We start from the raw sequence: 24,095 nt of genomic DNA on the forward strand, positions 1-24,095 counted from the left end.
GCCCATGCCCGTACGGGGAGGTCCGGTAGCGGCGTCGCCCTGATGCGCCATGGCGCCCGCAGCCGAGAAGGCTGCGGGCGCCATGGGCTTTCGGGTCGTCGGAGAGGCCGGGGCCTCCTTACGGGTTGACCTTCACCTGGACCGCCGGGGCCGTGCCGATCCGGACGTCCAGGACGATCGACTTGCCGGCGCGGAGGGCGGCGCGGGCCTCGTCGCGGAGGTTGAGCTTCAGGTCCCGGGTCTTGCCGGGCTGGAGCGTGACCTTCTTGTCGTCGACAGGACGGCCGCCGTGGGAGACGGTGACATCCTCCTGGCACTTGCCCTTGCCCGTGCAGATCAGGGTGATCGTCACCTGGGCGGGGGCGTTCCCCTGCGTCTTGACCGTGGCGGTGACGGTGTCGTGGAGCACCCTCATCCCCGTGGGCTCGGGTACCCGGGACAGGAGCGGGGCGAGGTAACGCTTCGTGTCACCGGAGGTGTTGAGCGCGAGGGTCGTCCCGTCCGGCTGGTTCAGGAGCACGGTCAGCGTCGCGTTGCCCTGCTCGTCGAGGCGGGCCTCCCCGAGATAGGCGATGTCGCCTCCGGCCGGAGCCGACGCGGGGGCGCCGGCCTTCAGCAGGAGGAACGACAGCTGCTTGGCCGCCGTGGCGGCCCCCGCTGACACCGTCACCGTGACGGTGCCGTTGTCGTTCACGACCGCCTGGTGGCGGATGCCGTCGGTCTCGGTGGCCTTGGCCGCCGCCGCTGGGACCACGGTGGTGAACGCGACGGTCCGCGCCGAGGCCGCGGACTCCGCCGAAGCCGCCGCGGCAGGCGTCGCGGTCTCCTCCGTGGCGGGGTTCTCGGCGGCAGGGCTCGCAGGTTCCGGCGCGGTGGCGGGTGCCGTCAGGGCGGCGCGCAGGACCGGTCGGCCGAGGCCGGTGTCCCACCGCCAGATCTTCTCCAGGTCCCACCCGATCGACGCGTAGGTGGCCGGGTCGGCGGCCTGCGCGACGGTGACGGTGGTGCCGTTGAAGCTCTCCGGCGCGGTGGAGCCGATGCTCTGCACCGACGCGACCAGGGTCTCGACGGCGAGGTTGTGCTCGACGGTCGGCGCGCCCCCGTTCAGGGTGCGGGCGACGATCCGGTGGGCCCATCCGGTCGCGGTCACCGTCGGGTTGAGCGCGACGTTGTTCCGGATGGTGGTGCCGGTGTAGGCGTAGCCGCTGATGCCGGCCGCGGCCTCGCTCTTCGGTACGGTCACCGCGCCGGTGGCGTAGTTCCGCTCGGTGAGACTGCCGCCGCTCGCGGAGCACTGGGTGGCGCCGCCGGCGATGCCGACGAGTCCGCCCGCGTACTTGCCGCCGGTCGTCGAGACGGTCGTCGCCGACCACGAGTCGCGCAACACGCCGCAGCTGTAGCCGACGATGCCGCCGACCGTGGTGGCTCCGACGATCGAGCCGCTGGTGGCGACCCGCTCAACGGTGCCGTCGAGACGGTCGGCCAGCGGGCCCACGTTCCCTGTGGTGGCGTTCACCGAGGCCCCGGCGAGGGTCAGGTCGTGCACCTTGCCGGTGACGGAGGCGAACAGGCCGCCGACGGAGGAGGTGTAACCGCTCAGGGTGTGTCCCGCCCCGTCCAGTTCGCCGGTGAACGCGGGGGTGATCGGGGCGACGCCGGTCAGGTCGAGGTCCGCGGCGAGCCGGAACCTCTCCGCCGGGTGGGCGGTGATCTGACCCAGGTCGGCCGCCTGCCGTACGAGGTAGAAGCCGTCGGTGTCCCGCGCCAGAGCCGGGCCCGTGGGCTCGGGCTCGGAGACGGCGGGGACGTCCTCGGGTACGGCGCGCAGTACGGGCCGCCTGCCGTCCTCGTCCCACTTCCAGACCGTGGTGAGGTCGAAGCCGAGCTTGCCGGTCCAGAAGTCCTGGCTGCGGGCCTCGTCCCTGGTCGCGGTGGCGCCGTTGAGCGTCGCCGGACCGATCGTGGTCTCCTGCTGCGTGGTGGCCTGGAGGGTCTCGACCGCCCAGTTCCCCTCAAGCGTGGCGACGTTGTTCGCCAGCACCCGGCCCAGGAAGCGGTGCGCCCAGGACGGCGCGGTGACGGTCGGGTTGAGCGCGATCGAGTTCCTGATCGTGGTGCCGGTGTAGCCGTACCCGGCCACGCCTCCGTCGTTGCGGCCGTCGGCGAGGACGGCACCCGTGGCGAAGGCCCGCTCGGTGAGCGATCCCGCCAGCGCGACGCCGATGACCCCGCCCGCCTCGGTGGACAGCGCGTGCACGTCCGCCGTGGAGTAGACGTCACGGACGACACCCTGGGAGTCGCCGAGCAGACCGCCGACCCGCGAGGCCCCGGTCACCGAGCCGGAGACCCACACACGCTCGACGGTGCCGGTGCTCGCGCCCGCCAGGATGCCCGCGCGCGCGGTGGTCCCGGTCACCTTGGCGCCGACGATCGCGAGGTCGTGGACGTTTCCGGACACCTGCGTGAACAGGCCGCCGGTCGAGGTCAGGCCCTTGATCGTGTGGCCCGCGCCGTCCAGCTCACCGGTGAACGCGCCCGGCAGGGTGGTGAACGGCTTTCCGCTCAGGTCGATGTCGGCGCCGAGCACGTAGTCATACGAGAGGTGCGTACCGATCTGGGCGAGGTCGTCGGCGCTCTTGACGATGTGGAAGCCCCTGTCGTCCTTCGGCAGCTGGGGCGCCTCGCCGGCCTGCAGCGTCTCGGGCGCCACCTTCAGGGTCGGCCGCGCGCCGGTCTCGTTCCACTGCCAGACGTTGGTGAAGTCCCAGCCGCGCGCCTCGTAGAAGGACTGCTTGCGGAGCTCGGCGGGGGGGACGACGTTGCCCCTCTGGTTGCCCGCCGCGGGCGGGTCGGTCAGCGTCTGCCCACTGATCGGTACGGCCCGGCTGACGTGGTTGTCCTCCAGCGAGGCCGTCTGCCCGGCGAGCACGCGGCCGAGGATGGCGTGCGCGTAGCTGGTGCCGGAGACGTTCGAGTTCAGCGCGACCGAGTGGCTGATCTCGGTCGCGTCGTACCCGTAGGCCGCGATGCCGCCCGCCGACGCCCCGGCCGAGGTGACCGAGCCGGTGGCCAGCACGTTCTGGGTGACGGAGCCGCCCATGGCGACGCCGACGACGCCGCCGACGTACTGGGCCGTGGCCTTGACGTTCACCGTCGAGACGCTGTCGCGGACGATGCCGAACTGGTGACCGGTGATGCCGCCGACATAGCTCGCGGCGGTCAGCGACCCGTCGGCACGGACCCGCTCGATCGTGCCGTGGTTGATGTCGGCGACGAGACCGGCCGGGGTGCGGTCGGTGGTCGCCTCGCCGTTGACGACCAGGTTCACGATCGTGCCGTGGTTGTCGGCGAACAGTCCGGGCCCCTGGCCGGGGATCGCGGACAGGCCGGAGACGGTGTGCCCGGCGCCGTCGAACACGCCGGTGAAGGCGATCGTGCGGCCGATCTGGGAACGGCCGAGGCCGCTCAGGTTCAGGTCGCCGGCGAGCCTGTAGTGCCCGGCCGGGTCGTTGTCGATCTTCGCCAGGTCGTCGGCGGAGTCGATCAGGTAGGGGGTCTGGGCGGTGCCGTCACCGGCCAGGCCCTCGCGCAGGGTCACGGCGGGCCGCAGTGGTTTGCCGGACTTCAGCGAGTCCCAGACGAACAGCCTGACGGTCGAGCTCGGCGCGACCGCGAGCGGCTTGTCGAAACTGATGTACTGCTCACGGCCGGTGTGGTTGAGCGTGACGTCGGCCGAGCGCACGTCGATCATCTTCTGCTGCGAGGCGTCGTACGTCGCGGCCATGACGGTCAGCCTGTCGAGGCTGCCCGGGGAGGAGATGAGTCCGACGCCGTCCAGCTCACGGTTCCTGATCTCGGCGGAGGAGACCTTCCAGGTGCCCTGCGGCTTGGTGACGGTGAAGTCGTCGACCACCCGGCCGTCGATCTTGTACGCCGTCAGTCGCAGGCCCGCGTCGGTGGCCGTCAGGACACCGCCCATCTGGACGTCCTCGTCGTCGACCTTGTCGTCCCACCAGTGCTTCGCGTTCTCGTAGAACTTGGGGCCGGAGGAGCCCATCGTCACGAAGGTGGTGCCCTCGGCCGTCTCCTCCGGCGTCCGGGCCAGCCGGCCCTCGTAGATCGTCGAGCGCTTGTAGACGTGGTCGTGGGCGCCGATGTACATGTCGACGCCGAGCTGGTCGAGGACGCGCGTGACCTTCTCGCGGTCGATGTCCATGCCCGCGTCGGCCCCGTGGCGGCCGCCGTAGTAGGAGAAGTGCCCGAGGGCGACGTTCCACTTCTTGTCCGAGGCCCGGACGTCCTTCACCAGCCAGGCGAGCTGGTCGTCGAGACGGGCGGTGGAGCTGAGGACGGAGAAGTGGATCTGCCCGCGGTCGAACGAGTAGTTGGCCTCGCCCACGGCGCCGTTCTTGGGCAGCGCGAACATGTTGGTGAAGACCGAGGCGGGCTCGACGGCGACCGAGTTGTAGTCGGGGTCCTCGTAGGTCTCGTGGTTGCCCTTGACGGCCGCGTACTGCGTGTCGAGGCCGGACAGGAGCGCGTCGTTGATCTCGCTCCACATCCTGGTGCGGCCGCCGTCCTCGACGAGGTCGCCGAGCTGCATGACGGTGCCGCCGCCGGGAGCCTTGGCCTTCAGCTGGTCGAGGACCTTGCCCGGCAGCTTGAGGCTGTCGGCGTTGCTGTCGGGGACCTGGACGTCGCCGAGGATGTAGACGGGCTCGCTGTCGGTCCCGCCCGCGAGGAACCGGCCCTTGACGTCCGTCCAGGCGGCCGTGTCGGCGGCCTTCGGGGCGGCGCCGTTCCTGGTGACGCCGAGGCGGTACCGGTAGGACGTGCCGACCTTCAGGCCGGTGAGCCGGAACTCGTGGGAGCGCAGCGTCTGGCCCGTGACGGAGTGCTGGAACTTGGGCTCGTCGTTGCCGACGGTCGACGTCTCGTACGGGCTGTCGCCGGTCGAGGTGAGGACCTGGGCCCTGGACCAGTCGTCGCCGCCCTCCGGCAGGACCTGCGCGTAGACGCGCTGGATGTCCCGGTCGGTCGTGACGGCGATGCCCGCCGTGCCGGGCTCGGCGCCCACGGCCACGTTGTTGGTGAAGCGGAACACGCCCGCCGGGTCCTGCGTCCTCTGGTCGATCTGGATCCGGCGCAGCTCGGCGTTGGTGTTGCCCTTGTCGTCGGTCGCCTTCACGACGACGAACGTGTCGTCGTAGGAGCGGATCTGGAAGGCGCCGTCCTTGACCGGGACCTGGCCCGCGGAGTCCCACACCTCAAGGGCGGTGGTCGGCTGCCCGCCGGAGTCGTCGGTCGCGCTCACCTGCGGCAGCGTGACGGCCTGGCCGTACCGGGCGGTGGCGGGCACGTCGGCGACGGTGATCTGCGGGGCGTAGTTCGCGCCGCTCGTCGTCTCGCCGATCCAGATCGGGGCGGAGACCAGGAAGTTGCCGTCGGCCTGGTCGGCGCGGACGTAGTAGAAGTCGCCGTCCTTGACGTCCAGTTTCTTCTTCAGCGTCAGGTCGTTGCCGCTCAGCCTGCCGAAGTCGTGGGCGACCTTCCCGCCGTTGGTGATCAGCTGCGCGCCGGTGAAGGAGTCCTTGGCGTCGGGGTCCCTCAGCTGGAGCTCGGCGTCCAGGGTGGTGGTGCCCGCGGGCAGGATCGAGCCCATCAGCTTGCCGTTGCCGCCGAAGGCGAGGACGGCGTTGACGTCTCCGGTGGAGTACGTGCTGCGGTCGCGCATCGCCGCGTAGAGGTCGTCCAGGCTCCTGCCCCTGGCCCAGATGCCGGTGATCGACGGGTTGCTCGTGACCCAGGTGGCGGAGTGCTCGTCGCCGTTCCAGACCGGGGACAGGTGCCAGCCCGCGTCAAGGGCCTTCTGGAACTCCCTGGCCTGGTCCGGGGACTTGACCTCGATCAGCTCCATGCGTTCGTCGGCGGTCCTGTCCAGGCCCTTGAAGCCGAAGAACTCGCCCTTGCCCGTGGGTGAGGGGTGGTTGAACTGGCCGATCGCGTTCGGGTCCTGCTTGAGGCGGGCGAGGTAGGTGAAGTAGTCGTACTTCATGTCGCCGACGCCGAAGCCGTTGGCGAACCCGTCGACGGTGCCCTTCTCCGTGGCCCTGGCCGTCGCGTGCCAGCTGGTGTTGAAGAGGTTGATGTGGCCGGTGCCGTCGTACCAGGTGTTCTCGATGGCGGGGGCCACGGTGAGCTCGGTCTGGGACGCGTTGAACTTGTCCGCCAGCTCGTGCAGGGCGCGCCACTCGTCCGAGTCGGCGTCCCGCCAGTCCTTGATGAAGTCGTCGCCGTTGCGGATGTCCCACATCACGTCATGCTCGGTGAGGGCGAAGAAGTCCGCGTCCGTCTTGTCGCGTACGTAGGTGAACGCCGCGCTCGGGTTCTCGGCTCCGTCGCTCATCCCGGTGTGCGCGTGGAACTCACCGGTGTACAGGGACTTGCCGAGGTAGGTCGGCCGGTTCTCGGTCGCCGAGGCCGCCGAGGCCGGGGAGGCCGGCGCGACGACGAGTGCGCCGGCCGTGAGTGCGATCGCGGTGATCGCACCGGGCCAGGCAGGGGGTCGTGGTGCGCTGCTGCGCGTCATGTTTCTGCCGTTTCAGGTGATTCGAGTGTGCTGATCACAGAAATCACGGCGGGTGGAACGGCTCACTGCGCGTGCGTGTAGTGAAGGTGAACGATCAACAAATCCCGACAATGATCACATTTTGGATCTATCAGACAAGGCGCCCAACGGGCTTGTTCGGTGATCAGACGGGCGGCGCCCCGGTCACGTCCGGTCGGCGGCCGCGCGCGGAGACCGCCATGACCGACCGGCCCGCGGCGGCGCACGCGCACCGCCTCCCGAGTGCCGTGAACGGCAGGCCGGACCGGTCCGGTGACCTGCGCCGTAAGCCTCGGCCGCCGGGCTCGGGGTGGCGGGGTGCGAGCCGGTACGGAGACTCGGCCCCTTTGACACGCTCTCTGTCGTGACAAATGAGAACTATCGTGACTTTCATGGAAAACTTCCCTCAGCGCAGGGACCCCCAGACGTCGAACCTGCGCGCCTCGGACAGCAACAGGGAGCAGGTCTCCGCCCTGCTCGGTGAGGCCCTGAGCACCGGTCAGCTGGCCTACGAGGAGTACTCCGAACGCCTGGACAGGCTCTACCAGGCCAAGACGGTTGGGGAACTTGAGGTTCTCACCAGCGATCTGCAGGTCGAGCGGCACCGTCCGGCCACGAGCCCGGTGTCCTACGTCCCGGGCACGAACTCAGAACCCGAGAACGTCATCGCCATCTTCGGCGGCGCCGACCGCAAGGGCCGCTGGCGGGTACGGCGGCGCATCAGGGGTCTGGCCCTTTTCGGCGGGATGCGGTTCGACATGACCGACGCCGAGTTCGAGGCGAAGGAGATCGAGATCACGATCAACGCCGTCTTCGGCGGGGCCGAGATCATCGTGCCCGAGGGGGTGGAGGTGCGCTGCCAGGGTGTGGGCATCTTCGGCGGCTTCGACGTGCAGGGCGGCCCGGACATCGACCCGTCGGCGCCGGTGGTCGTGGTGAAGGGCCTGGCGCTGTTCGGCGGCGTGGGCGGCAGGGTCAAGCGCAGGAAGGACCGCTGAGCCCGGGAACGGGACTCACAACACCGGTACGGGGGTGGAGTTGACGAGGCCGCCGTCGACGAGGATGTCCTGGCCGTTGACGTAGGAGGCCTCGCCGGAGGTGAGGAAGGCGACCACGGCGGCGACCTCCTCGGCGGTGCCGACGCGTCCGGCGGCGATGGAGGCCGCGAGGGAGGCCCGGGCCTCGGCGGAGACCTCGGTGCGGAACGCCGGGGTGTCGATGGTGCCCGGGCTCACGGAGTTGACCCGGATGCGCCGTGGCGCCAGCTCGGCTGCGAGGGTCCGGGTCAGATTGTGCGCCGCGGCCTTGGCCGCCGAGTAGAGGGCCGTGCCGGGCGTTCCACGGTGCAGGGCGAACGACGCGTTGATCACGATCGATCCCCCGTCGGACAGCAGGGGAAGCGTCTTCTGGACGGTGAAGAACACCGCCTTGAGGTTGATGTCCACGACGCGGTGGAACTCGGCCTCGGTGACGTCGCCGAAGGGCTGGAAGGCGCCGACGCCCGCGTTGGCGAACACCACGTCCAGCCCGCCGTACCGGTCGTGGACGGTCGAGGCCAGTGTGTCCAGGTCGGCGAGGTTCGCCGCGTCGCCGGCCACCCCGAACGCCCGGTCGCCGAGGCTCGCCACGGCGGCGTCCAGCCGTACCCTGTCACGGCCTGTGACGACGACCCGGGCTCCTTCGGCGAGCAGCCGGTGCGCGGTGGCCAGGCCCATGCCGCTGGTACCGCCGGTGATCAGTGCGACTTTTCCCGAGAACCGTGTCATGGGTCCAGCGTGCCGGTACGGCGCGCGGGCATACAGTGCGCGCCTGTCGTGGGTGTGGCACCACCAGGTTCAGGCCGTGCGGGTCAGGGCGGCGAGACGCTCGACGGTGCCGGGGCGGGGGTCGTACAGCACGAGGTTCAGGCCGGGGCGGTCGGCGACCGTCAGGGTCGTCGCGTCGAAGAACAGCTCACCGGCCCGGGGGTGGCGCAGGGCGTTGACGGCCTGGGCCGGGACGCCCACCTCGTGGCGTTCCCACAGTTCGGCGAAGTCGGGGCTGACGACGCCGAGGTCGGCGACCACCCGCTCGAACCCGGGATCGCCGGGGAAACGCGCCCAGTCGGCGCGGTAGGCGGCCACGACGGCGGGGGCGGCCGAGACCCACGTCTCGCGCATGGCGAGATAGCGGGGGCTGGTGAAGAAGGTGACCAGGCAGTTGTGGGCGGCCCCCTCGGCGAAGCCGAACACGCTCCGCGCCGTCTCGTTGAACGCCAGCACGTCCCAGTTCCTGTCGCGCAGCACCGCGGGCCGTCCCTCCCACCCGTCGAGCAGGCGCCGCAGCTCGGGGGTGACCTCGCTCGCGGGCGTCCGCCCGGCGGGCGGCGGGTTGAGACCGGCCAGGGAGTAGAGGTGGGCCCGTTCGGGTTCGCCCAGGCGCAGTGCCCCGGCGATCGCGTCGAGCACGCCGGTCGAGACGGTGATGTCGCGGCCCTGTTCGAGCCAGGTGTACCAGGAGACCCCGACCCCGGCCAGCAGCGCCACCTCCTCGCGCCGCAGCCCCGGGGTCCGGCGCCGTCCGGCCGTGGGGATGCCGACGTCGCCGGGGGTGAGCCGGGCCCGGCGGGCGCGCAGGAAGTCACGGAGCCGTTCGCGTCGCCGGGTGGAGTCGCCGATCGCCTCGATGGTCATGTCCCCACGATAGCCACAGGGATCGACTATTGTTAGTCAGGTGGCTGACTCAAAGAAATCGGCGGGCAAGCGGCGGCAGCTGATGGTCGCCGCCGCCCAGGTCCTGCACCGGCAGGGCGTGGAGCGCACCACCATCGCCGACATCGCCAACGCCGCCGACGTCCCCGTCGGGAACGTGTACTACTACTTCAAGACCAAGGACGCGCTGGTCCAGGCGGCCCTGGCCGAGCACGCCGGGCACCTGGCGGGCCTCACCGACGAACTCGACAGGCTCCCCGACCCGCGCGAGCGCCTCAAGGCCCTGGTCGGCGGCTGGATCGGCCAGCGCGACGTCGCGGCCCGCTACGGCTGCCCGACCGGGACCCTGGCCGTCGAGCTGGACAAACGCGAGGACGGGGGCATGGACGTCGAGGCGGGCAGGGTCATCCGGCTGCTGCTCGACTGGGCCGAGCGGCAGTTCCGCGAACTGGGCGCCCCCGATCCGGACGGCCTGGCGCTCACGCTCGTCGGCGCCTACCAGGGCATGTCGCTGCTGACCAACGCCCTGCGCGACCCGGAGATCATGGTCCGCGAGGGGAACCGCCTCCTGGACTGGCTCGACTCCCTGCCCGGCGGGCGCTCCTCAGGAGCCGAGATAGCGCAGCACGGCCAGGACCCGTCGGCTGTAACCGGTGGTGTGTGACAGCTCAAGCTTGTCGAACAGGGCGTTGACGTGCTTCTCGACCGCGCTCTGCGACACGTGCAGCGTCTGCGCGATCGAGGCGTTGGTCAGCCCCTGCGCCATCAGCTCGACCACCTGCCGCTCCCGGGCGGTCAGCCGGGTCAGCGGGTCGGCGTGGCTGGTGCGGGCGAGCAACTGCCGTACCACCTCGGGGTCGAAGGCCGTCCCCCCGGCTCCGACCCGGTCGAGTGCCTCAAGGAAGTCGCTCACCTGGGCCACCCGGTCCTTGAGCAGGTAGCCGACCCCGGAGATGTCGCCGCTCATCAGCTCGGTCGCGTACTTCTTCTCCACGTACTGCGACAGCACCAGCACCCTGACGTCCGGCCGGAGCCGCCTGATCTCCAGGGCCGCGCGCAGGCCCTCGTCGGTGTGCGTCGGCGGCATCCGGACGTCGGCCACCACCACGTCGAGCTCCGCTCCGGCCTCGGAGACGGCCTCGACCAGGGCCTCGCCGTCGCCCACGGCGGCGAGCACCTCGTGCCCCTCCTCGGCCAGCAGCCGGACCAGACCCTCCCTGAGCAGGGTCGAGTCCTCGGCCAGGATCACCCGCATGGCAGCTCCGCCGTGATCACGGTCGGCCCGCCGTCCGGGCTGGTCACGGTGAGACGGCCGTCGAGCGCGGCCACCCGGCCCGCCAGCCCGGACAGACCGTCCCCCGTCGCGTCGGCGCCACCGGCGCCGTTGTCCTCCACACGCACGAGGACCATCGTGCCCTGTTCGCGGACCTCGACGGTGACCAGGTCCGCCCCCGAGTGCTTGTCGGCGTTGGTCACCGCCTCGCTGACCACGAAGTAGGCCGCCGTCTCGACCGTCCTGGGCAGCCGTTCCGGCGGCGCTCCGACGACCTTGACCGGGACCCCGGCGCGTTCGGCGACCCCGGCCAGCGCCTCGGCGAACCCCAGCGAGTCGAGTGCCGAAGGATAGACCCGCCAGGCCACCTCGCGAAGCTCGGTCAGCGCCTGCTGGGCCTGCTCGTGCAGCTGTTCGAGCAGCTCGGGCCGTCCCCTGCGGGCCCGTCCGGCCAGCATCGACAGCGCGACCAGCCGCTGCTGCACCCCGTCGTGCAGGTCACGTTCGATCCTGCGCCGCTCGGAGTCGACCGCCGCCAGCGCCCCCGCCCTGCTCTCGGTCAGCTCGGTGATCCTGCGCCGCAGCGCCTCGGTCGGGTCGGGGGCGAGCATCCGTACGGCCAGCCGCCGTTCGAGCACGTCCGCCCCCACCAGGCCGGACAGGTGCAGGAAGAGCAGGAAGACCCCCGCCAGGCCGATGTAGGCGACCAGCGGCGGGGTCGGCGGCATGCCGTCGAACGGCAGGCCCCTGCCCCACGTCCAGGCCAGGACGGCGGCCGTGACCGTGCCGTACCCGAGCAGGAGGACCACCAGGCCGCCGAGCACGCCGACCGGCACCCTCGCCGCGAGGTAGCCCAGCTCACCCCCGCCCTGGGGGGAGAGGTCGAGACCGAGCCGCCGGACTTCGAGTACGGCCAGCCGCCGGGCCGCCGCCCGCGCCCAGGGGCGCCCCGCGAACGGCAGCGCCACCAGGACGAAGACCAGGCCGAGCAGGGCGGTGAACGCGCCGAGGGTCACCGCCCCGAGCAACCGCAGCCCCCTAACGACGGCTCGCATGCCGCCCCTTGTACCGTTCGTTCAGCCTGAGGCCCACGAAGACGACCACGGCCAGCGCGACCACGGCGATCACCACGTTGGTGCCCACGCCGACGTAGGCCTCGACCAGGGACCAGTTCTCCCCGAGGAGGTAGCCGGCCAGCACGAAGATGGTGTTCCAGATGAGGCTGCCCGCGGCGGTCAGCGCCGTGAAGACACCCAGCGGCATGCGTTCGACCCCGGCCGGGATCGAGATCATGCTGCGGAAGATCGGGATCATCCTGCCGAAGAACACGGTCTTGCGGCCGTGCTTGAGGAACCACGCCTCGGTCTTGTCGATGTCGGAGACCTTCAGCAGCGGGATGCGGGCGGCCAGGGCCAGGGTGCGTTCACGGCCGAGCAGCGCGCCGATCCAGTACAGCGCCAGCGCGCCGACCACCGAGCCCGTCGTGGTCCACAGCAGTACGGCCGGCAGACTCATCTCCCCCTGGGAGGAGGCGAAGCCCGCCAGCGGCAGGATCACCTCGCTCGGGATGGGAGGGAAGAGGTTCTCCATCGCCACCGCGAACCCGGCCCCCGGGGCGCCGAGGCTTTCCATCAGTGCTACCAGCCAATCCGTCATGCCCAGAAGGCTACGAAGGTCGGGATATGGTCACCATGAGGTTCGTGACCGTTTCCGGTTGTGGAAAACCACACCTGTGGAAAACCACAGCGAGGTTCGGGCAGGCGCCTCATGTCGCGGAGCCGTCGGCCGTACCTATCGTCGCCGACCGTGTTCAAGAAGATGTTCAAGAAGACGGCGTTCACGGGGCCGGCGGCACTCGTCGTCCTGGTGGCGGTGGTCGTGCTGTCCGCGATGGCCGACAGCACCATGCAGCCCCTGCCCGCCTCCGCCCCCGCCGGGGAGTTCAGCGCGCGGCGTGCCCTGGACCACCTGAGGGAGTTCGCCGCCGAGCCACGGCCCATCGGAAGTCCGGCGGGTGACCGGGCCAGGGACTACCTGGTGGGACGGCTGCGGGCCGAGGGTCTCCAGGTCGAGGTGCAGCGGGCCGTCGGAGCTCGCCCGGCCTCCGGGCTGGCGACGTTCGGCCAGGTCGACAACATCGTGGGCAGGCTTCCCGGGACCGACCCGACGGGTACGGTGCTCATCGCCGCCCACTACGACTCGGCGGCGATGGGCCCCGGCGCCTCCGACGACGGCGCGGCGGTGGCCGCGATGATCGAGACGGTCAGGGCACTGCGCACGGGAACCGGTCTCCGCAACGACGTCGTGCTGCTGATGTCGGACGGTGAGGAGGACGGCGTTCTCGGCGCCGAGGCGTTCGTCAGGCGGCATCCGCTCGGCCGTGCGGGCGGGGTGCTGCTGAACTGGGAGGCCAGGGGCGTGCGCGGCCCCTCACTGATGTTCGAGACCTCACGGAACAACGCCCGGCTGGTCGAGACGTTCGCCGACGCCGTCCCCGCCCCGCGCGGTGACTCCTCCATGGTCGAGATGTACCGGCTGCTGCCCAACAACACCGACTTCACCCCGCTGACCGGGGCCGGGTTCACCGGCATGAACTTCGCCTACATCAGGGGCTCCTCGCTCTACCACACCGCGGCGGACTCCGTCGCGAACCTCGACCCCGGCAGCCTGCAGCACCACGGCTCCACCATGCTGGCGCTGACCCGCGCCCTGGGCGGCGCCGACCTGCGGACGCTGACCTCCGACCACGACGTCACCTACTTCCGCGCCCTCGGCGTCATGATCACCTACCCGGGCACGGCCGTCCCGCTCCTGGCGGCGCTGGCCGTACTGGCGGTCGCGGGCCTGGTGGTCCTCGGCCGGGTACGGCGGCTGCTCACCCTTCCCCGGCTGGCGGTCGCGACGGTCTCGGCGGTCCTGCCGCTGCTCGCCTCGGTCGTCATGGCCCAGGGGCTGTGGGAACTGCTGGTCGGCCTGCGGCCCGAGTACGACACGATGGGCGGGCTTCTGCACCGCCCGCAGGCCTTCGAGGCGGCGATCGCGGTCATGTCCGCGCTGGCGGTGCTCTGCTGGTACCTGCCGCTGCGCCGCAGGCTCGGCCCGGTCGCGCTGTCGGCGGCCGTGCTGGTCTGGTTGGCCGGGCTGGGCGTGCTGTGCGCCTGGTTCGCCCCGGGAGCGGCCTTCCTGTTCACCCTGCCCGCGCTGCTGGGCGCGCTCGGCGCGCTGGCGGCGTCCGTGACCGGCGTGCCGGCCTGGGTACGGGCGGTCGCGACGACACTGGGGCCGGTCACGGCCGCCGCGGTGCTGCCCTCCCTGGCCTGGAACGCCTTCGACGGGATGGGCCTGGCGCTCGGCGGGGTGGGCGCCCTGGTGCTGGCGCTGTTCTGGCTGGGCGTCGCGCCGCTCGTCGAACCGTTCCGGCTCGGGCGCGCCGTACCTTTGACGGCGGCCGGGCTGGCTCTCGCCCTGGTCGGCGCGGGGCTGGCCGTGGACGGGTTCGACGCCGAGCGGCCACGCCGTACGCACCTGGCCTATGTCATGGACGCCGACACCCGCGTCGCGCACTGGGCCAGCGCGGACCCCGAACCCGCCGGGTGGACCAGGCGGTACGTCTCGGCGCGTGCCGTTGACGGGCTGCCGCCCGGCTACGCGCGGGGGTCGCTGTGGACGGGCCCCGCCCCGGCGATCAGGGCCGACGGCCCGAGGGTCGTCGTGTCCTCCTACGACGGCGGCACACTCACGATGCGCGTGACAGCGGGCCGGGGAGCCCGTTCGGTGACGCTGCGGCTGGACCGGCCGATCACCTGGGCGGGTGTGTCCGCGGGCCGGTTCGGCCAGGCGGGCGTCCAGGTCACCGGTACGCGCACCGGCACCTGGCCGAGTGAGATCCGCTTCCGCGGCATCCCCTCCCAGGGGGTCAGGGTCACCGTACGGCTGTCGCCCGCCGAGCGGGTCCGTGTCATCGCGATCTCCGAGAGCGACGGCCTGTCCGCGGTGCCCGGCTTCGTGCCCCGGCCCCCGGGACTGGTCGCGGCGACCAGGGAGGACGGTGACCTCGTCGCGGTCACCCGGGGGTACACGCTGCGCCGCGGCTCACACGGCGATGGCGTCGCCGAGGGCGCGCAGTGAGGCGGTCTCGTTGTCGCGGTGCCGGACGAACGTCAGTGCGGAGTCCGGCAGGCCGGTGACAGGGACGAAGGCAATGTCGGGGCGGCCGTGGTAGCGGGCGCTCGGCGCGCAGAGCAGCATCGCCCCCCGGTCGGCGGCGATCAGCGTCAGCGCCTCCTGCAGGGTACTGACCCCGGGCCCCCGGGGCACGGGCCTGCCGCCGGGGGTGACGGCGGGCACCTGCAGGTCGCGCCAGTAACGCGGGGCGGGTTCCGCGATGTCGACGAGCACGCAGTCGGCGAGTTCCTCGGCGGAGACCGACTCCCGGCCCGCGAAGGGGTGGCGGCCGGAGACCACCAGGGTCATCGGCTCCTTGGAGAAGAGCGGCCCCGCGACCAGGTCGGGCTCCCTGACCGGGGCCGGGACGACGGCCGCGTCGACCTCGCCCCGGCGCACGCCGCCGAACGGGTCGGCCAGCGGGTACTCCACGGTCTCGACCTCGCAGGCGGGGTGCCGGTCCTCGAAGGCCCTGATCGCCGTCATGACCTGCTCGTTCAGGAAGCCGGAGAAGCCGATCCGCACGACTCCCTCGACGCCGCGCGCCCCGGTCCTGGCGCGTTCGACGCTCTGCCGCAGGGCGTCGTAGGCCGGACGCAGGTCCGTCAGGAAACGCTCGCCGAGCGGGGTGAGCCGTACCCGGCGGCTGGTGCGTTCGAGGAGGCGGGCGCCGATCCTGCGCTCCAGCGAACGCAGGAGCTGGCTGACCCGTCCCTGGGAGACGCGCAGCCGTTCCGCGGCGTGCCCGAAGTGCAGCTCCTCACTCAGCGTGAGGAAGCACTCAAGCTCTCTCATCTCCAGCTCAGGCACCGCGCGTCCCCAAATCGATTAGCCCGGTTAATGTAAGGATGCGATCTTCGTCGTTGTTCCCGGCCCGGCGGCGGCACAGGCTTGGCGGCATGTTCACAACGATGCGAACCCCGGTGAGGACCGGGAACTGGACCGCCGTCGTCGCCGTCGCCCTGGGCACCTTCTCCGTCGTCACGACCGAGATGCTGCCGGTCGGGCTGCTCACCGCGATGAGCGCGGAACTCGGCGTCTCCGCGGGTACGGCGGGCCTGGTGGTGACGGTCCCCGGCCTCGTCGGGGCGATCGTGGCACCGGTGCTCGTGGTGGCCGTCGGCGGGCTCGACCGGCGGCGGGTGCTGGTCGCGCTGGCGGCGCTGCTGGCCGTGGCCAACCTGCTCTCGGCGCTGGCCCCGGTGTTCGCCGTCATGCTGGCCGCCCGCGTCCTGGTGGGGCTGTCCATCGGCGGCTTCTGGGCGGTCGCGGCGGGGCTGGGGGCACGGCTGGCGCCGGAGCGGGCGGGGACGGCCACCTCGCTGATCTTCAGCGGGGTCTCCCTGGCCTCCGTGCTCGGGGTGCCCTCGGGGACGTTCGCCGGTGAACTCGTGGGCTGGCGCCCGGCGTTCGCCGCGCTCGGGGTGCTCGCGCTGGTCCTGCTGGTCGCGCTGGTCCTGACGCTGCCGCCGCTGCCCGCCCTCGGGACGGTCAGGGCGCGGGAACTGCCCGGCCTGCTCCGCAACGCCCGGCTACGGCTCGGCCTGGTCGTCGTCCTGCTGATGGTGACCGGCCACTTCGCGGCCTACACCTACGTCAGGCCCGTCCTTGAGCAGGTCTCCGGAGTCGGCCCCGGCCTCGTCGGCACCCTGCTCCTGGTGTACGGCCTGGCCGGGGTGATGGGGAACTTCGTCGCCGGGGCCGTCGTCGTGCGGGCCCGGTACGGCACGGTCCTGGCCGTGGCCGGGCTGCTCGGCGTCTGCATGTTCGCGCTCCCGCTCGCCGGTGAGACGCGGGCCGCGGTCGTGGTCTCGCTGGCGGCGTGGGGGCTGGCCTACGGAGGGGTCTCGGTCAGCATGCAGACGTGGGTGCTCACGGCGGCGCCGAAGACCCCGGAGGCGGGGTCGGCGCTGTTCGTCGCCGTCTTCAACGCGGCCATCTCCCTGGGCGCGTTGCTCGGCGGCCGGGTCGTCGACACCGTCGCGGTCTCCGGCGTCATGTGGGCGGGGGGAGCGCTCGCGCTCCTGGCCGTGCCGGTGGTGGTGCTCGCCGTACGGCGCCGCGGTTCACAGGGGGACCGGGACGCGGTTGGCGCGCCAGGACATCAGGGCCAGGAACGCCCCGGCGAAGAAGGCGCCTGAGGCGATCAGGGCGGCGGTGTGGAGGCCGGGGACCAGCGGCGCGGACGTCGCGGTGAGGGTGCTGAACAGGGCGACGCCGACGGAGTTGCCGATCTGCCTGGCGACGTTGAACACCGCCGAGGCGACACCCGCGTTGGCGTCCGGCGCGGCCTGCACGATCGCGGCGGTCGCGGCCGGGACGGTGGTCGGGGTGGCCAGACCCGTGGCGACCAGGGCGAAGAGCAACTGCCAGTAGGGGGTGTCGGGACCGGCGACCAGCCAGCCGAGGAAGCCGAACGCGCCGAGCAGCAGCGCCCCGGCCATCGGGGCGTGGGGGCCGTGGCGCGCGGTGAGGCGGCCGGAGAGCGGGGCGGCGAACACCGCCATGCACACGGTCGGCAGCAGCGCGATCCCGGTGCCGAGGGCGCCGTAGCCGCGCTCGTTCTGGAAGTACAGCGTGGACAGGTAGAGCATCCCGTAGTAGCCGAGGTTGAGCAGCACCCCGACCGCCGCGGCCGGGGAGAAACCGGGGGAGCGGAAGAGCGAGGGCGGCAGCAGGGGGGTGGAGCCGGGGGTGGCCTCAAGACGCCGTTCGACCAGGACGAACAGGACGAGCGCCACGATCCCCACCCCGCAGGCCGTGAGCACGGTCGGTGACGTCCAGCCCTGGGTACCGGCCTCGTTGAGCATGCCCGCGAGCGCCGTCAGGCCGACGACGCCCAGGACCTGACCGACGGGGTCGAGTCCACGACCCGAGGCGCGGGCGGCCGGGGCCGGGACGTGCCTCAGGGTGAGCCACACGGCGAGCAGCGCGACCGGCACGTTGATCCAGAACGCGGCCTGCCAGTTCAGCCCGGCCACGAGGAGACCGCCGACCAGGGGGCCGGCGGCGAAGGCGACCCCGGCGACGCCGGCCCACACCCCCAGGGCTCTGGCCCGGGTCGCCCGCCCGGGGTAGGCGGCGGCCAGCAGCGCCAGCGACGTCGGCACCAGCAGCGCCCCGCCGACGCCCTGGAGCATCCTCGACGCGATCAGCGTCACGGAGGTCGTGGCGAACCCGCAGCCGAGGGAGGCGACGGTGAAGACGCCGAGGCCGGTCAGGAAGACCCCGCGGTGCCCGAGCCGGTCACCGAGGCCGCCGCCGAGGAGCAGCAGGCCCGCGAAGACCGTGCTGTAGCCGTCCACGACCCAGGCCGTGGCCGAGGCGTCGGCGTGCACGGACTCCCTGATGGTGGGGACCGCGACGGTGACGACGGTGACGTCGAGCATGACCAGGAAGTAGCCGAGGCTCAGCGCGATGAGCGGGGGCCAGACCAGCCGCTCGACGGGGGCCCGGCGGTCGGTTGTACGCATGACCGCATGGTCGTCCCGGGTCACTTAGTCATCCGTCTAACCGTTGATGTACGTTCGCGCCGTGGAGTACCCACGACGTGACCCGGACATCGCCCGCGCGGCGCGCCTGATCGCCAGCGCCTCCCGCGCCCACATGCTCAAGGCGCTCTCCGGCGGCCGTCCGCTGGCCGCGAGCGTCCTGGCCGAGGAGGCCGGGGTCACCCCGGCCACCGCGAGCGTGCACCTGCGGCGGCTCACCGAGGCCGGTCTGGTCGTCGGCGAGCAGCGCGGGCGGCATCACTACTACCGCCTGGCGAGCGCCGAGGTCTCCACGGCGCTTGAGGCGCTGGCGGTCATCGCCCCGGCCGTCCCGGCCCCCGTCGCCTCGCTGCGGGCCAGCAGCAGGGAGAACGCCCTGCGCAGGTCGCGCACCTGCTACGACCACCTCGCCGGGTCGCTCGGTGTCGGGCTCATGGAGACCTTCGTCAGCCAGGGGCTGCTCACCGGGACGCCGAAGGCCGAGGAGGACGGCCGGGGGCCCGACCTGCCCGCCGCCTACGGCCGGGCCCTGGAGTACCACCTGACCGGGAAGGGCAGGGAGGTCTTCGGCCGTTTCGGCGTCGACGTCGCCCGCCTGAGCACCAGGCGGCGCCCGGTCGTGCGCTACTGCGTCGACTGGAGCGAGCGGCGCCACCACCTCGCGGGAGGGCTGGGGGCGGCGCTCACCGGCCGCTTCTTCACCCTCGACTGGCTGCGGTACGGCGTCTCGCCCCGGGTCGTCCACCTCACCGAGACGGGCAGGCGGGGGCTGGCGGACACCTTCTCCTTCGAGGCGCCCGTCTGAGGCGCTGGAGATCGCCGCGAGGAACGGCTCCGCCGAGCCGGCCCCTGACCCGTCACCCGGCCGCGCCGCCGTACGGCTGACCGAACCCGAGCAGGGCGGGCAGCTCCTCCAGGGACCGTACGGCGGGCAGCCCGGCGGGCACCGGGGCGCCCGCCCGGTTCAGCCAGACGCCGTACAGCCCGGCGGCGTTCGCCGCGGCGGCGTCCACGTCGTGCCTGTCACCGACGTAGGCCACCCGTCCGGGCGGCAGCCCGAGCACCGCGCAGGCCGCGTGGAAGATCTCCGCCCGTGGCTTGGCGACGCCGACCTCGCTCGACGCGACCAGCACGGGCAGCGCCGTACCCAGCCCGATCCTGCGGAGCTTGTCACGCTGCTGGGCGGCGTCCCCGTTGGTCAGGACCCCGAGCCGCGGCCGGACGGCCTCCCCGGCCAGTACGGCCAGGCAGGGCGCGACGTCGGGGAAGGCACGCCAGGCGGCCTCGTAGTGCCGCAGGTAGCCCGCGAACCAGGTGTCCGCCTCGGTGTCGTCCCAGGACCCCAGGCCGAGCTCGGCGAAGAGAGTGGTCACGCGCAGGCGGCGCTGTCCGGTGAAGGTGAGCTCACCGGCGAGGTAACGGTCCATGGCGTGGTGTTCGAGCTCCGACCAGCGCCGCCGCGCCGCCTCGTGGTCGACGTCCGCCCCCGCGACCCCTGTGAGAGCCGCGGTGAAGGCCGTGGTCGCGGCTGTGTCGTGGTCGAGCAGCGTGCCGTCGAGGTCGAACAGGAGTCCCTCGACGTTCCGGTTCCGTGTCACGTGGCCGCACCGTATCCGATCATCCACGGCCGTGCACGGGGCGGTCATCCCGAATCACCCGTGGTGAACGCGCCAGGTCCCGAAGGCATGTGCTTTCGCTTTCCGCGCCGTCACTTTTCCCTCAGACCGTTTTCCCCGCGTGGTACGCCGGATCCCTCGATTACCCGGCCCGGATTCTCCAACGAATCTCTCCATAAAGTCATATTTCTGGTATGTCATATGGACCGTTGATCACGACTTTTGTGTTTTTCGATCACGTTGGCAATCGTGAAGTGCTAAAAAGGGCCTTCTATGAGAATCTTCCGGCGCCGGAAAGGCGGACGATCTGCCGGAGACGCCTTCGTCGTCGGGCGTCTCTGGAACGACATCGCCCTTGACGCCGCCGTCGAGGCGGTCGAGGAAGGCTATCTGAACGCGGGACTCGTCCTCCTCGGGGAGACCCACGGTGACCCGGAGTTACGTTCCCTGCGGCTCGACGCGCTCAGCCGCGCCGCGGTCGGCAGGAGCCAGGGCATCGCCGAACTGCTCGCCGGGTCCCGTGACCGGGCCGACATCCTGCTCTGGCTCGGCCGTACGGTCATCGACGAGGCGTGGGTCATCCGGGGCGGAGGCTTCTCCGGGGAGGCGGGTGAGGACCGGTTCAAGATGTTCTTCGCCACCCTGTCCGGCGCCCACGAACCGCTCATGGAGGCGGCGAGACTGCGTCCGTACGACCCCGTGCCGTGGGAGTCCATGATCTGGTTCGCCCTGGGCATGCAGTTCGACCGGGCCGAGGAGGACGAGATCTGGGAGGAGACCGTCTCCCGTTCCGCCACGCTCTTCTCCGCTCACTGGGCCCGGATTCAGGCGCTTTCCGAGAAGTGGGGCGGTTCCCACGAGGAGATGTTCTCCCACGCCCGGGAAGCGGCGGCGTTCGCGCCCCGGGGAAATCCGCTCACCGCGATGCTGGCGCTGGCGCACCTGGAGTATCTACGCGCCGAGGAACGCCGTCTCGTGGTCGAGAACAAGATGATGGCCTACATGAAGTTCAGCATGCGGTATTTCTCCGAGCGGGTCGTCGGAGAACTGAAGGACGCCGAACGCCGCTGGACGGCCTACGCCACCGCGCACCCCCGCGACTTCGAGGCCCACCATCTGTTCGGGGCCGTCTTCGTCCGTGAGGCGAGCACCCACGACCTCGCGGCCAGACACCTCAGGCAGGTCGGCAACCGGGTCGGGCGCGGCGCCCCGTGGAGTTACCTCGGCGACCCCGCCGAGGAGTTCGCCGCCGCGCTGCGCAGGCTCAGGATCTCCCTGCCCGGACCCCGCGACGACTGAGGGGTGGCCTTTCTCACCTGCGTTTTCGTGCCTAGAGTGGAAGGAGACGACCGGCTCGCGGCAGGTCGGGAAGGCGGGATCCGATGACGGTGAACCCCCTGACAGGTGTGCTCCGCGACTGCTCTCCGTTCCCGCCGATCGCGGACTACGCGTTCCTGTCCGACTGCGAGACGACCGCCCTGGTCGCGCCGAGCGGGAACGTCGAATGGCTGTGCCTGCCACGGATCGACTCGCCCAGCGTGTTCGCCGCCATCCTGGACCGGGACGCCGGGGGCTTCCGCCTCGGCCCCGCCGACATCAGGGTCCCCGCGGCACGCCGCTACCTGCCGGGAACCATGGTCCTGGAGACGAGCTGGGGCACCCCGACCGGCTGGATCGTCGTGCGCGACCTGCTGGTCGTCGGCCCGTGGCACCACGACGACGAGCTGTCCCACACCCACCGCAGGGCGCCGACCGACTACGACGCCAGCCACGTCCTGCTGCGCACGGTGCGCTGCGTCAGCGGGGAGGCGCAGGTCACCCTGGACTGCGAACCCATGTTCGGCTACGGCCGCACCCCCGGCCGCTGGTCCTACACGGACCGGGGCTACCACCAGGGCGTCGCCAGGGCCGAGGGGGAGTCCCTCGAACTGAGGCTCACCACCGACATGCGGCTGGGCTTCGAGGCGACGCGGGCCACGGCGCGCACCCTCCTGAAGGAGGGCGACACCCGCTTCTGTGCGCTGACCTGGACCGCCCACGAGCCGCCCTACACCTTCGACGAGGCGTACGGCAGGCTCGTGTGGACCGCGCACCACTGGCAGCACTGGCTGGCCAGGGGAGACTTCCCCGACCACCCGTGGCGGAGCTTCCTCGAACGCAGCGCCCTCACCCTCAAGGGCCTGACCTTCGCCCCGAGCGGCGCCCTGGTCGCGGCGGCGACCACCTCCCTGCCGGAGACACCCGGCGGCGACCGCAACTGGGACTACCGCTACAGCTGGATCAGGGACTCGACCTTCGCCCTGTGGGGCCTGTACACGCTGGGCTTCGACTGGGAGGCCGACGACTTCTTCTGGTTCATCGCCGACGTCGCGGAACGCGACGAGGAACTGCAGGTCATGTACGGCGTCGACGGAGAACGCGTCCTCACCGAGCACGTCCTGGACGACCTTGAGGGCTACGAGGGCTCCCGGCCGGTCCGGGTCGGCAACGCCGCCTACGACCACCGGCAGAACGACGTCTGGGGAGCCGTCCTCGACTCCTTCTACATCCACACCCGCTCCAGGGACCGCCTCGACGAGCGGATCTGGCCGGTGCTGCGGCGGCAGGTCGAGTCCGCGATCAGATACTGGCGCGAGCCCGACCGGGGCATCTGGGAGGTACGCGGCGAGCCACGGCACTTCACCAGCTCGAAGGTCATGTGCTGGGTCGCCGTGGACAGAGGGGTACGGCTGGCCAGGCTCCGCCAGGACACGGCCCTGGTCGCCCGCTGGAGGCGGATCGCCGACGAGATCCACGCCGACGTGTGCGCCAACGGCGTCAGCGAGCGGGGGGTCTTCAGGCAGCACTACGACTCCGACACCCTGGACGCCTCACTCCTGCTCATCCCGCTGGTCGGCTTCCTGCCGCCGGACGACCCCAGGGTCCGCGACACGGTGCTCGCCATCGCCGACGAGCTGACCGTGGACGACCTGGTGCTGCGTTACCTGCCCAAGGAGACCGACGACGGCCTCACCGGTGAGGAGGGGACCTTCACGATCTGCTCGTTCTGGCTGGTCTCGGCCCTGACCGAGATCGGGGAGCACCGCAGGGCGCGCAGGCTCTGCGAGAAGGTGCTCTCCTTCGCCAGCCCGCTCGGCCTCTACGCCGAGGAGATCGACCCGCTCAGCGGACGTCACCTGGGGAACTTCCCCCAGGCCTTCACCCACCTGGCCCTCATCAACGCGGTCATCCACATCATCAGGGCGGAACGCGGCAGGTTCGGCGGCCGTACGTGGCGCAACCCGGCGACCGACCCCCTGTGAACCCGGCCGCCGGGCCGCGCTCGGAACGCCGGGGAGACGCCGGGCGGGCCCGGCGCTACCGCGAGGCGCTGAGCGGCCGGTGGGAGGGGGCCACGACGACCGGGCAGGGCGCCCCGCGCAGCAACGCCTGGCAGAGCACGCCGAGCGGCAGCTCGGCCGGGTCGTCCCAGCCACGGTCCCCGACGACCACCAGGTCCGCGTCCTGGGCCGCCCGCTGGAGGGCCGCGACGTGGGCGTCGTCCACGACGGTCGTCTCCACGTTCACCTGGCCGTATCTCTCCTCAAGGATCGAGACGGCCCGCCGGAAGCCGACCATGTACTCCCGGGTGTCCCGCGCCTCCTCGGGGATCAGGCAGATCGCCCGCAGTGACGCCTTGCGCAGCCACGCCTGTTCGAACGCCAGCCGCAGCTCCAGCCGCTCAAGGGCGGTCGCGTCGACCCCGACGACCACCAGGTTCGTCGGAGGGCCGGGCCGTTCCCCGACGACGGCGACCGGGCAGTAGGCGTGCGCGGCGAGCTGTACGGCCGTCGAGCCGATCCGCAGCTCCGCGAAGCCGCCTGAGCCACGCCTGCCGACCACCAGCAGGTCGGCGGCGCCGGACTCGCTCATCAGGACGACGGACGGCGACCCCAGGTCGAGTGAGGTCCTGACCTCGATCCGGGGAGCCAGCCGCCGCGCCAGGTCGACGCCCTTGTCGAGCACCTGACTGCCGAGGCGTTGCACCGTCTCCATGCTGGCCAGCGGCACCGGAGTTCCCTGGGACCACTGCCAGGCGTGGCAGACGACCAACGGGGCGAAACGCAGCCGGGCCTCCTCGGCGGCCCACCTGAGCGCCCGTTCACTCGCCTCGGAACCGTCGTATCCGGCGACCACAGGCCGCTGGTCGGCGTTGTACTGCATCGCGCTGCCTCCCCCATGTCCCCTGTTTCCATCCTTGTCGTACTTCGCTGA

General features: G+C 71.6%; 17 protein-coding genes. 7 read left to right on the top strand and 10 right to left on the bottom strand.

From position 1 onward, the window contains the following. Positions 1–118 precede the first annotated feature (118 nt). The gene (locus tag ABZ470_RS23410) at positions 119–6,589 is read right to left on the bottom strand and encodes a metallophosphoesterase (RefSeq protein WP_362913800.1); all 6,471 of its coding nucleotides are present in this window, start codon (positions 6,587–6,589) and stop codon (positions 119–121) included. Between the two features lie 410 nt (positions 6,590–6,999). Between ABZ470_RS23410 and ABZ470_RS23415 the strand changes: the two genes are divergently transcribed. Then, positions 7,000–7,605 (top strand): DUF1707 domain-containing protein, encoded by a 606-nt coding sequence (locus tag ABZ470_RS23415; RefSeq protein ID WP_362913802.1) that lies wholly within the window; start codon positions 7,000–7,002, stop codon positions 7,603–7,605. A 15-nt stretch (positions 7,606–7,620) separates the two neighbouring features. Here the strand turns inward: ABZ470_RS23415 and ABZ470_RS23420 are convergent, their stop codons facing one another. Both ABZ470_RS23420 and ABZ470_RS23425 read right to left on the bottom strand, forming a co-directional pair. After that, complete coding sequence (locus ABZ470_RS23420; protein WP_362913804.1) at positions 7,621–8,373, bottom strand: glucose 1-dehydrogenase; 753 nt, start codon at positions 8,371–8,373, stop codon at positions 7,621–7,623. A gap of 69 nt (positions 8,374–8,442) precedes the next feature. Continuing rightward, positions 8,443–9,279 (bottom strand): helix-turn-helix transcriptional regulator, encoded by an 837-nt coding sequence (locus ABZ470_RS23425; protein WP_362913806.1) that lies wholly within the window; start codon positions 9,277–9,279, stop codon positions 8,443–8,445. 40 nt (positions 9,280–9,319) lie between these two features. On the opposite strand from ABZ470_RS23425, the gene ABZ470_RS23430 reads away from it, so the two are divergent. Further along, positions 9,320–9,961: a TetR/AcrR family transcriptional regulator gene (locus ABZ470_RS23430; protein ID WP_362913808.1), complete on the top strand. Its 642-nt coding sequence runs from the start codon at positions 9,320–9,322 to the stop codon at positions 9,959–9,961. On the opposite strand, the gene ABZ470_RS23435 is transcribed toward ABZ470_RS23430, so the two are convergent. From ABZ470_RS23435 to ABZ470_RS23445, 3 genes are read right to left on the bottom strand one after another with little or no spacing between them, the layout of a single operon-like run. Beyond that, positions 9,902–10,552 (bottom strand): response regulator transcription factor, encoded by a 651-nt coding sequence (locus ABZ470_RS23435; RefSeq protein ID WP_352015277.1) that lies wholly within the window; start codon positions 10,550–10,552, stop codon positions 9,902–9,904. The genes ABZ470_RS23430 and ABZ470_RS23435 overlap by 60 nt on opposite strands. Then, entirely contained in the window at positions 10,543–11,625 is a 1,083-nt protein-coding gene (locus tag ABZ470_RS23440) for a histidine kinase (protein ID WP_362913810.1), read from the bottom strand. Before ABZ470_RS23440 ends, ABZ470_RS23435 begins: the two co-directional genes overlap by 10 nt. Then, entirely contained in the window at positions 11,609–12,226 is a 618-nt protein-coding gene (locus ABZ470_RS23445; RefSeq protein WP_352015275.1) for a DedA family protein, read from the bottom strand. Before ABZ470_RS23445 ends, ABZ470_RS23440 begins: the two co-directional genes overlap by 17 nt. A 150-nt stretch (positions 12,227–12,376) precedes the next feature. Here ABZ470_RS23445 and ABZ470_RS23450 point away from each other — a divergent pair, with 150 nt between their 5' ends. Continuing rightward, positions 12,377–14,698, top strand: a complete 2,322-nt coding sequence (locus tag ABZ470_RS23450) for a M28 family peptidase (protein WP_362913812.1) — start codon at positions 12,377–12,379, stop codon at positions 14,696–14,698. Here the strand turns inward: ABZ470_RS23450 and ABZ470_RS23455 are convergent. After that, entirely contained in the window at positions 14,663–15,544 is an 882-nt protein-coding gene (locus ABZ470_RS23455) for a LysR family transcriptional regulator (protein WP_362913814.1), read from the bottom strand. The genes ABZ470_RS23450 and ABZ470_RS23455 overlap by 36 nt on opposite strands. A 101-nt stretch (positions 15,545–15,645) precedes the next feature. Here ABZ470_RS23455 and ABZ470_RS23460 point away from each other — a divergent pair, with 101 nt between their 5' ends. Continuing rightward, positions 15,646–16,875: an MFS transporter gene (locus tag ABZ470_RS23460; RefSeq protein WP_362913816.1), complete on the top strand. Its 1,230-nt coding sequence runs from the start codon at positions 15,646–15,648 to the stop codon at positions 16,873–16,875. On the opposite strand, the gene ABZ470_RS23465 is transcribed toward ABZ470_RS23460, so the two are convergent. Next, positions 16,801–18,207 carry an MFS transporter gene (locus ABZ470_RS23465; protein ID WP_362913818.1) on the bottom strand — a complete coding sequence of 469 codons (1,407 nt, stop codon included), beginning with the start codon at positions 18,205–18,207 and terminating at the stop codon, positions 16,801–16,803. The genes ABZ470_RS23460 and ABZ470_RS23465 overlap by 75 nt on opposite strands. A gap of 61 nt (positions 18,208–18,268) precedes the next feature. On the opposite strand from ABZ470_RS23465, the gene ABZ470_RS23470 reads away from it, so the two are divergent. Further along, positions 18,269–19,030, top strand: coding sequence for a helix-turn-helix domain-containing protein (locus ABZ470_RS23470; RefSeq protein ID WP_362913820.1), 762 nt, complete (start codon positions 18,269–18,271; stop codon positions 19,028–19,030). A gap of 52 nt (positions 19,031–19,082) precedes the next feature. Here ABZ470_RS23470 and ABZ470_RS23475 read toward each other — a convergent pair whose 3' ends face one another. Beyond that, positions 19,083–19,823, bottom strand: a complete 741-nt coding sequence (locus ABZ470_RS23475; protein ID WP_352015269.1) for an HAD family hydrolase — start codon at positions 19,821–19,823, stop codon at positions 19,083–19,085. 291 nt (positions 19,824–20,114) lie between these two features. Here ABZ470_RS23475 and ABZ470_RS23480 point away from each other — a divergent pair, with 291 nt between their 5' ends. Together ABZ470_RS23480 and ABZ470_RS23485 are read left to right on the top strand one after the other, a co-directional pair. Next, the gene (locus tag ABZ470_RS23480) at positions 20,115–21,140 is read left to right on the top strand and encodes a hypothetical protein (RefSeq protein ID WP_352015268.1); all 1,026 of its coding nucleotides are present in this window, start codon (positions 20,115–20,117) and stop codon (positions 21,138–21,140) included. A gap of 83 nt (positions 21,141–21,223) precedes the next feature. Next, positions 21,224–23,143, top strand: coding sequence for a glycoside hydrolase family 15 protein (locus ABZ470_RS23485; protein ID WP_352015267.1), 1,920 nt, complete (start codon positions 21,224–21,226; stop codon positions 23,141–23,143). Between the two features lie 55 nt (positions 23,144–23,198). On the opposite strand, the gene ABZ470_RS23490 is transcribed toward ABZ470_RS23485, so the two are convergent. Further along, entirely contained in the window at positions 23,199–24,044 is an 846-nt protein-coding gene (locus tag ABZ470_RS23490; protein WP_352015266.1) for a universal stress protein, read from the bottom strand. Positions 24,045–24,095: the final 51 nt, after the last annotated feature.

This window comes from Streptosporangium sp. NPDC020072 (assembly GCF_040631445.1).
GTDB lineage: Bacteria > Actinomycetota > Actinomycetes > Streptosporangiales > Streptosporangiaceae > Streptosporangium.